This is a genomic window from Synechocystis sp. CACIAM 05, assembly GCF_010222815.1.
Taxonomy (GTDB): Bacteria; Cyanobacteriota; Cyanobacteriia; order Cyanobacteriales; family Microcystaceae; genus Synechocystis.
The window spans coordinates 358,169-369,487 of the sequence record NZ_CP019225.1 but is presented as its reverse complement, the minus strand read 5'-3'; the positions used below and the strand labels follow the sequence as shown (position 1 = coordinate 369,487).

The window sequence follows — 11,319 nt, the reverse complement described above, 5'->3', positions numbered from 1 at the left end:
CTATCGTCGTTTAAGCAAGGATTATGAATATTTACCTACCACCAGTGAGACAATGCTCTATGTTGCCATGGTTCATCTCATGCTTCAAAGGCTTGCTTAAAACTTTTCAAACACTTTCTAAAACGGTAGCCATAATGGTGCAGCTTAGAAGAGTGAATTAATTTTAACAACTTGTTCCCATTGAGGCGATCGCCCTCTAGAGGATCATTCACCGAGGGAAATAACGCGACTTAACACATCTTCCATATCGTAGGGGCAATCTTTGGGAAAATCTAAATCAGTTTCCCGGATCGCGTCGGCCCGCGCCAGCCGATACATTTTAGCGAGAGACCCCCCATCATTGAGATAACGCTGCAGACTGGGACTGTCCTCAAGATATAGTTCAATATTGTTCCGCTCCCGATCAATTGTATTTTGCCAACTACGGGAACGTTTCTGGGGCTGGTAGTCCCACTTGAGGAGGTGATGAAGAATTAAACGTAAACTACTTAAAAGGCGATCCCTTTCCCGTTTTGACAAATCCCGGACTTCCTCTACCAAATTCTCGATATCAAGGGCCGTAAAATCCCCTGCAGCAAGGAGATCGGCCATGGTTTCTGCCCATCGACTAAAATCTCTTTCGTAAAGTTGTTCCATAGCAGCATTCGGTTACTCTTTTCATTTAGATGGGGTCAGCCAGAAAATCTAACCACATCAAAAACGGAGAGAAGATGATTTCATTGTAATGGGCAAATTCCTAGGCGATCGCCTTTACGAGAACAGATCACCGTATTCAGCCAGTAGTGCTAAGGCCTCCCTTAAGAGTCTTCGATTTCGGTCTGAGGGGTCAAGCTGGAATTGTATTTCGGCAATACGGCATCGAGTTTCGATTCGAGTTCGCGCAGTTTGGCGTTCTCTCTCCTCAGCTTTTCGAGACTCATCTGCTCTTTCCTGAGCCATTCTGCGTTGCTCTTCCTCAGCTCTTCGAGACTCATCCGCTCTTTCTTGAGCCACTCTGCGTTGCTCTTCCTCAGCTCTTCGTTGTGCTTCTTGAGCCAAGCGGTTTGTTTCTCGATTTCGACGGTTCCACTCAACGCCGAAATTAGCCAATGTAGCCAGGAGGGCTGCCACAGTGAATCCATTGCTCCACTGTCGGGGATTGGCAACGAGTCCGAGGAATTCAAAGTCGGTTTGGTCATAGAACCTCAAAAAGGCGATCGTAATCAATAGCACCGTTAAGATGCTTGATGGCAATAATGCCAGGAAATTTAACCACATCGAGGGTCAGGGGAAGATAATCCTATTTTAATGGGTAGCTTATTTGGCGATCGCCATTGTTCAACTGTTCAACCTGAGCAACTTGTACCACGGTCAAACCCAATTCAGGCAACTGTATTTAATAATCCTTCAATAGCTCATAAAACCATTTGTTTGTTGCCATGGTTAAATCACATCAGCGAAGGTGCGTTCCATCTTACGAAAATAGAGAATGCCTGTTATAAAAATAATGATCACCAACAGTAAGGACAACAAAAAACCCGGCAGAAATATAGTTGATTCTCCCCCCAAAATCGCCCAACGAAAACCATCAATTACACTCACCATCGGGTTAATGGAATAGAGCAATCGCCATTCTTCCGGCACCACATTACTACTAAAACCCACCGGGGAAATATATAAACCAAATTGGACAATGAACGGCACAATGTAACGAAAATCTCGGTATTTGACGTTGAGGGAACAAAGCCATAACCCTGCCCCCATGGAGGCCATAAACGCAATCAAAATGAAGAAAGGCAATGTAATTACATGCCAACTGGGCAGAAAGTTATACCAAGCCATCAGCCCCAACATAATCATCCCAGAAATTAAAAAATCAACAAAGCTAGTCACCACGGCACTGGTAGGCACCACTAAGCGAGGAAAATACACCTTAGAAATTAGATTGGCATTGGCAATTAGGCTATCGCTGGCGGAACTAAGGGAAGTGGAAAAAAACTGCCAGGGCAACATTCCCGCAAACACCAGAATGGGATAGGGCACCCCTTCCGAAGGTAAATTAGCCAACTTACCAAATACCACCGTAAACACCACCATGGTCAAAAATGGCCGGATTAGGGCCCAAGCTACACCGATCGCCGTTTGTTTGTAGCGTACCGCAATGTCCCGCCAAGCCAGAGTGTAAAACAATTCCCGATAACGCCATAGGTCTTGCCAATACTGACGCTCCGTGCGTCCTGCTTCAATAATCAGTTCTGGGGGGGAAGTTTTCATACTTAAGGTCAATTTTTGCTATGCCCAAAGGCCCATGGCTAAACATCATCGGGATCCAATCCCAACTCCCTCAGCTTGGCCGCCAGGCGATCAGCCCTGAACTTTTCTTGGTCCGCCCGTTGAGCCTCCTGCTCTACCTTTGCCATGGCCTGGTCAGCCCTGAATATTTCCTGTTGGGCCGCCTCCTCAGGGGTAGGTACTAAAATTCCCTCCACGGAAAAATAGCGCAACTGACCCTGGTGGATGCCAAGAAAAAATCCCAGCGCCTCACTCCATAGCCATCCTTGCTCATTGGGAATTACGGGAGAGTATTGGTTGAAATTTAACCTGAAACCGGCAAATTCCAAAGTTTCAGGGGAAAAATAAAAATATTCAGGGGTGTGGAACCTAGTGGCATAAAGGTCTAGCTTGGTCGTTCTATCCACCTTGGCAGTGGACTCGGAAAGTAGCTCAATGATCAAGTCGGGGTAGCGCCCGTCTTCCTCCCACACGACCCAGGAATTGCGGGGGTGTCTGGTGGTATTCTTGACCAGGAAAAAATCAGGGCCTCGAAAATCACGGTGTTTGAGTTGTTGTCGACTGAAGTAGATGGTTAGGTTGGCACCAATAAAAAAATCATCCCTCTGACGCCAGGCCCACTCCAGACTAGTAACTAGCAAGAGCAGCTGCAAATAATGCACTGAACTTTCCATCTCCGGTTCATCACTCAAAAGCATAGTGGCATCGGGCATTTGTGATTCCAGTTCCTGGGCCGTTATTGCTGACATATTGTCCTCCGAATGGTGATGGAGAAGGGCCGGCTTCCATCATAGTGGCTTGCCCCAAGTGGGCAGAAATCCTGCCGGGCATTTATGTCGCCGTTCTCCCCTGGACCGCCAATGGGAGCAAACTATTGGCTTTTCACCGGTTACATTTCCTATTTTTGGCCACACGAACGCTGCATACGTTCTTAGTTAGCTCTAAGAATACGGCAGACGAAACCGAGATCTGTGGGACCGTCGAGGCTTCGGCTAGGGCGGAAAAACGAAAATTCAATTGTTTTTATAAGCAAAAAACATTCATCTCTTCCGACAGCTTATACTAAGGAATCCTCCCGCTCTGGAAAACAAAAGACTGATTCAGTCTGAACTGGCTTTCATGCCAGGATATGAGTCTGTGATCAAGTGAATTCGATCACAAATCAATCTAATTTATTCACCTATTTTTGTCCAGGTCAGCCGGGAAGAATTTGTTATCAATCTTCCCTCGCTAATACCTGAGTGTTCTAAACACTACTTGGATGTGAAGGTTCAAATCTATGGGGACAGGGGCTCTGTGTTAGCATCACGCTGACCTGGGACAGTGATGATCATAAAAATTAAATTCCAACTGCCCATCCCTCCGCCCGGCTACAGATGCTCATCATCATCAGCGCTTAAATCTTTCAGCCAACGGCGATCGCCAATTCTTGAGTTAGTTTTTTACCCTTTGTGCTTCCTGTATTCAAAGGAACTAGGACAACAAAATGGGAGTCCATCCCCTTAGCGTCGGGCTTGTACTAACGGTGCACCTTCGCAAAAATAACGGTAATATTGACCAAGGTAAATAACACGACTCCCTCCACACTAGGTGCTCAACCATGGCTAATTCTCCAAGCGCCATTACCCGATAACCATTCCCCCCAAGATAATGACCTACAGTTACCCAGAATTGCCCCAGGGCCAGCCTTCTGTTCCCGTGGGGGGACGCTATGGCGCCGAGGACGCGGATTCTTTTTCCCTTGACAGCCTGACAGGATTATTAAGACGAAGATGGTGGATTGTGGTTTTAGTTGCCTTGGTGGTAGGAGGTTTTAGCTTCAAACGTCAAATGGAGAGGCCCCCTCTGTTTCAGTCTAGCTTCCAGCTATTGGTATCTTCTCCTGACACCGACACCCTTAATCCCCTGTCTCAACTTCAAGGATCAGGGCTCCTGGGAGGTGCTCCCAGTGGCAAGGAGTATCTAAATACTCAATCTGAGATTTTGCAGAGTAACACTCTACTAGGACCGGTTTGGAAAAAAATTTACGGTCCACTTCCCCTAGATGAGCAAATCTCCTATGCCGACTTCTTTGCCAACCTGTCGGTGGAGGCAATTCCCGATACTGGAATTGTTGAAATTACCTATCGAGGGGCAGATCAAGAAAGAGTTAAGGAAGTTTTGGAGGCCCTAGCCACTGAATATTTAGATTACACTGGTAGAGAACAACAAAGACAAGAAGGCGAAAAACTCAGGTTCGTCAATGACCAACTCCCAAAATTTGAAGATAGAGTTGCCGAATTGCGGAGTCAAATGCTAGCCCTACAACGGCGGTATCGTTTTTTCGATCCTAGTCTAACCGCGGAAGCCATTAGCTCAAGGCTTGGTGAAGTCAACACCATGAGACAGAATTTGTTGATCAAAATACAACAATTGACCGCCAAAAGAGATGCCTTGGAAGAAAAAACTGGCATAGATAACAACAGTGCCTTTGGCTTGAGTTCCCTGGGACAATCTCCCATCTATGCTGGATTGGTTAGTCGTCTGAATGAAATTAACCTCAGATTAGCTGAAGCCAGCACCGTTTATACTGCCAATAGCCCTCAGATACAACAGCTAGAGGAAGAAAAAGCTAATGTTTTACAGTTAATTAAAACTGAAGTTGAAAAAGAGCAAGGAACCGTTAATGAAACAGATCTAGCTCAAGTACTGACGACCACGGACGTGGGGGGGCCCAAGGCTGAAGCTCTACAAGAACTTGCCAATGTCGGCATTGAACTGGATATTCTTAATATCGAATTACAGAGCGTAGTTGAGTCCGAAGCTGAACTGAGAAATCAACTGGAAAATTTCACCACCATTGCCGGTCAATTTGCCAGTTTGCAACAGGAGTTGGAGTTACAAAGGAGCAGTCTAACCCAGTTAGTCACTACTAAGCAGGCCCTAGAGGTCGAAGTGGCAAGGAGTTTTGTGCCTTGGCGGTTGGTCTCCACCATCACCCTACCAGAAAAACCCATTGATACCTTGCCCCGGGACATTTTTTTGTCTCTGGTGCTGGGACTATTGGCCGGAGGGGGCGTGGCATTGGTAGTAGATAAACTAGATCCAGCCTACCATAGTGTCGAAGATATTCAGGCTAGCCATAGCCAGGTCATTCTGGGCTATATTCCCCTGGAAAAGCAACTGCAGGCCAGCCTCAAATATGGCTCCCCTCTGCCCAATGAGGCGATGCAAGAGTCCTACGCTAGGCTCTATTCCAACCTGTTTTTCCTCAAGCGCAAACGCCAGTGCCATTCCTTTGTGGTTACCTCGGCTGAGTCCGGTGATGGAAAATCTACCACGGCTTTTTTCCTGGCCCAAGCCGCCGCTAAGTTGGGGCAAAAAGTGCTGCTGGTGGATGGCGATCGCTATTTTCCTCAAAAGGAGTCCTGGTTGAAGTTAGCTGAAATTACCGGCTTCGGAGGCGAAAACACCCCCCCCGATGGTAATGGCGTCCTCGGCAGTCTGGTGGCCAACTCTAATGGTCACAACGGGGATTTACCCGAACCTTTGGGCAAGAATCTGTTCTACTTCAAAGTCCAAGATGACACCATGACCCCGGAGCAGTTGGTTTCTGCTTCCCAAAATTTTGTCGTCAAAATGAATCAGTGGAAAGAGACTTTCGACCTAATCTTGATCGACACGCCCCCCATTTTGGGTCTAACGGATTCCCGTCTGATTGCAGATCAAACCGATGGTCTGGTGGTGGTGGTGCGCCTCAACAAGACCCGCAAGGATAGCATCAAGGAAGCTTTTCGGGAATTGGCGTTGGCTGATCTCAACGTTATCGGAATTGTGGCCAATGCTATCACTTCTACATCCGGCGGTTATGGCTACTACTATGGTCGTTACTACAATAACCGTTACTACGATCGTCAAAAAGTTGCCCAGGCAGACAATTAGGATCGGGAGCACAAAACCCCACCCTGCGGGGCAAAAATGGCCAGATGTAAAAAAGGCTTAACGTATGGGCGATGACGGGCTCGAACCGCCGACATCCTGCTTGTAAGGCAGGGTGTAAACCCTCACTCTGTAAGACTTTCACCTTTGTTACACCCTTTTTGGCATACAAGCAGGGTAACAAAGGAAGAAAACCATGGCAGTTTCATACAAAAAACTGGACACCGGGGAACCCATAACCCAGGGTCTTGCTAACCTGTATTTGAAGGGTGAAAGAATTTACCTTAGACTCCCTGACAAGTTGGGACTGGGGCGGAATAAATACGTTGCCACCGGACTAAGCAACATTCATCAAGGGAGAGTGCAGGCAAGGAAAATTCTCACGGTAGTTAACAATGACATTCTCTTGGAAACGTTCGATGTAACGTTAAAGAAGTACCTACCACGTTATCGCACTGAAGCGTATAGTTTGGAAGTGGACAAAGTGATAGGGGCAAAGACACCCTTACAGGAACTTTGGAAAATCTACTGTAACTATAAACAGAGTGAAGTAAGGGAAAGTACACACTATTACCTAGAAGAAACTATAGGCTCTAAGGTAAGGGAACTACCTATCACTGACGTTTACGATGCAAACGGTATAGTTACACATCTACTCTCTACTACTACAAACGACTACGCTAGACGTGTAATCACAAAGTTAAGGGCTTTATTTGATTGGTGTGTGTCTAAAAAGATACTTTCTGGGGATAACCCTTACAAGGACATCGCAGTAACTTTAACAAAGTCTAAAAGTAAGTCTAAGCCTGCACGTCCACTCACAGACGATGAAGTTAGCCTAGTGCTAAACGGTTTACCTGAACAGTATGAACAGTTAACAAAGTTTATACTTGCCACTGGATGTAGACCGTCTGAGGCTATAGGACTTACTTGGGATAAGGTAAAAGATGATGTCATCGTTCTAGGTAGTAGCAAAGTAAAGAAAGGTGGACGTACTTTCCAAAGTGAAAGCAGTAAGAACGGAACGTTAAGAGAGTTTCCTTTAACCTTTAAGGTAGAAATGGCGTTAGGGGCTAGACGTAAAGGGTTAGTGTTTACAAATACACAAGGGGGACTACACGACTACACAAATTACCTTAAAGCCTGGAAACGTTTACTTCCAGACTCTACCCCCTACAGTGCAAGAGATACGTTTATCACTAGACAGATTGAGTTAGGTAAACCCATCGCCACTATTGCCGCATGGGTGGATAACTCCGTTAAGGTTATCGAGACTACTTACTACAAACCTACAGGGAAGGTGTTACCAGCATAAACAGTGAGCTAAACAGTAAAAAATCCCCAGGTTTGACAAACACAGACCGGCGGTGTTAAAACTAAGTCAGTCGTCCCCCGGTAGGGGGGGGATAGGGGGGGTATTGGTAAACGAGAGTTACCAACTCTCTTACGGAGTCTGAAATAAGCAAAGCTTAATGTGAGTCAGAATTAAAAAAAAAGAAAAGCCAATTTAAGCTTCCCTGGGTAGGGGGAAGCTTTTTTTTATTCCTCTACACCTAACAGGGCTAAAGCTTCGATAATCGCTTCTCTGTACGCTCTGGCATCCTTAGAGCGTGGGTTAGGGGAAAGGGTAGATAGAACGTCAGTCAGAAGGGCTAAAGCCTGGTTAAAGGTATCCCCGTCAATAACCTGAGCATTCCAGTCAAGGTTGTCGAGGGTACGGAGTAGAGTCTTGATATAAAGCTTCTTAGCTTCTGGGACTCTGATGTTAGTAGTCTTTCCAGCATTCCAGGTAGGTTTACATTTAGGCATAGTGTCAAAGATAAATAAAAACCCTCACCAAGGGGCAAGGGAGCAAACGTAAAAAAAGAATTAAAACTGTAATTAATTATAAGCCTTTCTCTAACCTAGACTTTAATTCTCGCTCAGCTATAGCGGCACAGATTTTATCAAAGTGTTCACGGGTTGTAAAAACCCCTGGCATAAGGTTATGGGCATCTTCAAAGCAACGTTGCTTTAAGTCTTCACATTTAGTGAAGGTAGCGCAGGTAAGAAGCTTGGCAGGAGTATAGGGTTTAGGGTCTAAGTCAGATAAAAATACACGGTCGTTACTGTTGTTGCTAGGCATAGTTAAGTGCGATAGGTTATAGTTTTAGCAAGGGTTACAACCCGTTCCAATGTAATGACTCAATAGTAGACTATATCAGTTCCCAAAGTAAACAGAGTTTATGTCCAATGTCACTAACAACTAAACGTAAAACTACTTCACCAAGTTTAACAGCGCTTGAGAAGTCATTCCTTAACTTATGGTCAAGTATGTACCCAGACATCCAACTACAAACACAACATAAGGTTATACCTAACAGACGTTATAGGTTTGACTTTGCCCATATTGATAGCAAGGTCGCAATAGAAATACAAGGCGGTATATGGATTAAGTCAGGTCACACTACTGGACAAGGATTACAAAGTTCTTATGCAAAGTTAAACCTTGCAAGTTACCATGACTGGATGGTGTTCCAACTATCTAGCGATATGATTAACCCCACATGGTTAACCATCATCTACCTAGCCATGGTGGACAGACAAAAAAAATAAAGGTAGGGAGTAACGTTTACAGACTTTGCAACTGCTACCAACAGTTGTTAAGTCTAACTACTTCACCTAGCCTTTACACAAAGCATTAAAAATACTATGTCCAATTTATCGCAAAGCCTTAAACAAAGGCTACAACGTTTACAGCAACTACAGGAAAAGTCTGGTAACGCCTTTACCCTATCGGGTTTATTAGACTTGGACACTGAACTGTTCCAGTCTAACCCATTAACGTTAGGACTACTACCTGTAGATATTACGTCTGTGCTGAGCGTACTCTCAGAACGTTTACAGCCAGACGACCATCTGCTATACAGACTAGAGTGCCTATTTGAACAGGTAGCATACGCTCATAACAATCCGGGGATAATAGACCCTTCACTGTTTACCCCTAAGACTTGGGGTAAAGAACCGTTTGCACGTTACTTTGACAGGGGAAGGGATTATCCCTACATCAACCCTAAACATTGGCAAGAGTTTGTCATTGATGGAGGCATTGACCCAACCATTACACTACTTAACCTACAGTCCTTTTATCACGTAAGGCAAGTAACAGACTTTCTAGGGTATCCATGCGATAGTTTAGGCTGGGTAACTTGGGCAGTTAACCCTTTAACTGGACTAACTGACACTACTATAGCTACACACTTTAAACCCGATACGCCAATCACTAACAGTAAGGGTAAGAAGGCTAAGTATCTCTGTCCAAAGTCTGCAAGTACAGGTAAAAAGATAAACGTTGTCTTTCCTAATGTTGGGGAGCCTACCTACTGGCAGGAAGTCTTAAAGTCTACCTGTCCAATTTTCCTTACTGAAGGTTCCAAAAAATCACTGTCTGGTTTATCTCATAACTTACCTACCATTGCCCTACTAGGTACATGGATGGGAATAGAGAAGGTAAGTAACGGCGTTTATGAACTTAAGGAAAGTCTAAAACCGTTCTTACAAAGTAACAGAGACGTTTGCCTTGCGTTTGACAGTGACATTATCCATAAGCAAAGTGTGTATGATGCTATGTTGGTAACAGCCCAAGCTATCCAGCAAGTACCTAACTTTACTGGACAGGTAAAGGTGATTACCTGGGACTATGACCCTAAGACTAAAGGCATGGACGATTACATTAAACATGAAGGTATAGAGAAGTTTAGGCAACTACTGGAAAGTGCCTATACTTTGGATGCGTTCATTGCTAACCACACGGAGAAACAGTTAGAGCAAGATAGCCTAGAACTTGAAAAAGCAATAGTAGGTTATTTGCAGGAAACTAGCCCAACTAAAAAGGTAGTAAGGAAAAGCAAAATACTAGACACTTTTCCCTGTCTAAGACGAGGTCAAGACTGGGATAACCTAGTTAACGGTATAAACAGCGAAAATGTTGACGATGATTGCTCTATCGAAAATTTAGCAATTTCTGCCATTGACTTTATCAATGACGATACTATCTCTAGTGAAGTTAACTACCTAGTAGATGAGCTTATAGCTACCGGAAACATAACTATGCTATCGGGTGATTCGGGTGCAGGTAAAAGCACCTTATGTTACTACCTAGCCAAGAGTGTAGCCCTAGGAAAAGGTTACTTTGCTACTAGGGAAGTGTTAAAACAAGGGAAAGTTCTATACATTCAGAGTGATGAACCGCCTTCAACCACAAAGAAAAGGATGATGAACATAGACCTTGAACTTGAAGATTTAGACATAATCCCTAAAAGTAAATTCTGGAGCTATAACGATAATGGACTAAGTAAACTAAAAAAACTAATAAAGTTCAACAATTACGTCCTAGTTATCATTGACAATATAGATACGGTTAAGCCTGATACTCTACCGTCCTTAGAACACAATACTGTAGGGGATGTAATGATTACCCCCTTAACTAAGTTAGCTATCGACCATGACGTAGCGTTTGTGATACTTAACCATACTCCTAAATATGTAACTAACGTGTATGGTGGTCACAACACGCTGAAAAAACAGCTATTCACTAATTTAATACTCACTGAGAATAAGCAAACTGGGGTTCGCACACTGAAAGAAGATAAAGCACGAATGCACAAGCCCAAGACCATTACATACCGTGTGAGTGATGACGATAAGCTCTATGATTTTCAAGACATTACTGAGGGTAATAACTCCAGTAACCATACTGATAGCCCTAAGTTAACTAACCGTGAAAAAGTCATTAACGCATTACAGGCTATAGCTGATAGCGCTCATAAAGGAAAGCATGATGGGACATTTACAGCTACAACCATTGCTGAGACTACCAAGGTAAGTAAATCTTCAGTAGAAACTACTTTCAGGGGACTGGCAAAGGAAGGAGTAATAGTTAAGGGGGATAAAAGGAATAGCCCTTATACTATGACTTCACTATTTAATGAACGGTACTAAGCTCCCTAGGATGCGTAATGCGTAATTCCCTAGGCCCCCGGATTACGCATTGTTTTTACGCATTCCTTTAAATCCTTATCCAGCAACACTTTTCAGCATTAGAGACAATGCGTAAGAAAACCCGTTACGCATTCGGTTACGCATCCTCTA

Annotated in this window: 8 protein-coding genes, 1 tRNA gene and 1 pseudogene; 5 read left to right on the top strand and 5 right to left on the bottom strand. The window is 44.4% G+C overall.

The annotated features are described in order from the left end of the window. A pseudogene (locus BWK47_RS01760) lies at nucleotides 1–100 on the top strand (IS5/IS1182 family transposase); the annotation flags it as partial. Nucleotides 101–204: 104 nt separating this feature from the next. Here the strand turns inward: BWK47_RS01760 and BWK47_RS01755 are convergent. The 4 genes from BWK47_RS01755 to BWK47_RS01740 all read right to left on the bottom strand — a co-directional run bounded on the left by BWK47_RS01755 (nucleotide 205) and on the right by BWK47_RS01740 (nucleotide 3,020). After that, nucleotides 205–636 (bottom strand): DUF29 domain-containing protein, encoded by a 432-nt coding sequence (locus BWK47_RS01755; protein WP_162327336.1) that lies wholly within the window; start codon nucleotides 634–636, stop codon nucleotides 205–207. Nucleotides 637–797: 161 nt separating this feature from the next. After that, nucleotides 798–1,178: a hypothetical protein gene (locus BWK47_RS01750; RefSeq protein ID WP_204250449.1), complete on the bottom strand. Its 381-nt coding sequence runs from the start codon at nucleotides 1,176–1,178 to the stop codon at nucleotides 798–800. Nucleotides 1,179–1,422: 244 nt separating this feature from the next. Further along, a complete protein-coding gene (locus BWK47_RS01745) occupies nucleotides 1,423–2,253 on the bottom strand; it encodes an ABC transporter permease (RefSeq protein ID WP_162327335.1) in 831 nt (276 codons plus the stop codon). Between the two features lie 38 nt (nucleotides 2,254–2,291). Further along, nucleotides 2,292–3,020: a Uma2 family endonuclease gene (locus tag BWK47_RS01740; RefSeq protein WP_162327334.1), complete on the bottom strand. Its 729-nt coding sequence runs from the start codon at nucleotides 3,018–3,020 to the stop codon at nucleotides 2,292–2,294. Nucleotides 3,021–3,921: 901 nt separating this feature from the next. On the opposite strand from BWK47_RS01740, the gene BWK47_RS01730 reads away from it, so the two are divergent. After that, complete coding sequence (locus tag BWK47_RS01730; RefSeq protein ID WP_162327332.1) at nucleotides 3,922–6,192, top strand: GumC family protein; 2,271 nt, start codon at nucleotides 3,922–3,924, stop codon at nucleotides 6,190–6,192. A 65-nt stretch (nucleotides 6,193–6,257) separates the two neighbouring features. Here BWK47_RS01730 and BWK47_RS01725 read toward each other — a convergent pair. Beyond that, nucleotides 6,258–6,320 (bottom strand) — tRNA-Ser (locus tag BWK47_RS01725). 65 nt (nucleotides 6,321–6,385) lie between these two features. Here BWK47_RS01725 and BWK47_RS01720 point away from each other — a divergent pair. The 3 genes from BWK47_RS01720 (at nucleotide 6,386) to BWK47_RS01715 (ending at nucleotide 11,169) form a co-directional block, all read left to right on the top strand. Next, nucleotides 6,386–7,504 carry a tyrosine-type recombinase/integrase gene (locus BWK47_RS01720; protein WP_162327331.1) on the top strand — a complete coding sequence of 373 codons (1,119 nt, stop codon included), beginning with the start codon at nucleotides 6,386–6,388 and terminating at the stop codon, nucleotides 7,502–7,504. A gap of 917 nt (nucleotides 7,505–8,421) precedes the next feature. Beyond that, nucleotides 8,422–8,784, top strand: coding sequence for a hypothetical protein (locus tag BWK47_RS16785; protein WP_204250448.1), 363 nt, complete (start codon nucleotides 8,422–8,424; stop codon nucleotides 8,782–8,784). Nucleotides 8,785–8,880: 96 nt separating this feature from the next. Next, complete coding sequence (locus BWK47_RS01715; protein WP_162327330.1) at nucleotides 8,881–11,169, top strand: DUF3854 domain-containing protein; 2,289 nt, start codon at nucleotides 8,881–8,883, stop codon at nucleotides 11,167–11,169. Nucleotides 11,170–11,319: the final 150 nt, after the last annotated feature.

Coding starts and splice junctions, on each gene's coding strand:
- BWK47_RS01755 (WP_162327336.1), bottom strand. CDS start 636: ATGGAACAACTTTACGAAAGAGATTTTAGTCGATGGGCAGAAACCATG.
- BWK47_RS01750 (WP_204250449.1), bottom strand. CDS start 1,178: ATGACCAAACCGACTTTGAATTCCTCGGACTCGTTGCCAATCCCCGAC.
- BWK47_RS01745 (WP_162327335.1), bottom strand. CDS start 2,253: ATGAAAACTTCCCCCCCAGAACTGATTATTGAAGCAGGACGCACGGAG.
- BWK47_RS01740 (WP_162327334.1), bottom strand. CDS start 3,020: ATGTCAGCAATAACGGCCCAGGAACTGGAATCACAAATGCCCGATGCC.
- BWK47_RS01730 (WP_162327332.1), top strand. CDS start 3,922: ATGACCTACAGTTACCCAGAATTGCCCCAGGGCCAGCCTTCTGTTCCC.
- BWK47_RS01720 (WP_162327331.1), top strand. CDS start 6,386: ATGGCAGTTTCATACAAAAAACTGGACACCGGGGAACCCATAACCCAG.
- BWK47_RS16785 (WP_204250448.1), top strand. CDS start 8,422: ATGTCACTAACAACTAAACGTAAAACTACTTCACCAAGTTTAACAGCG.
- BWK47_RS01715 (WP_162327330.1), top strand. CDS start 8,881: ATGTCCAATTTATCGCAAAGCCTTAAACAAAGGCTACAACGTTTACAG.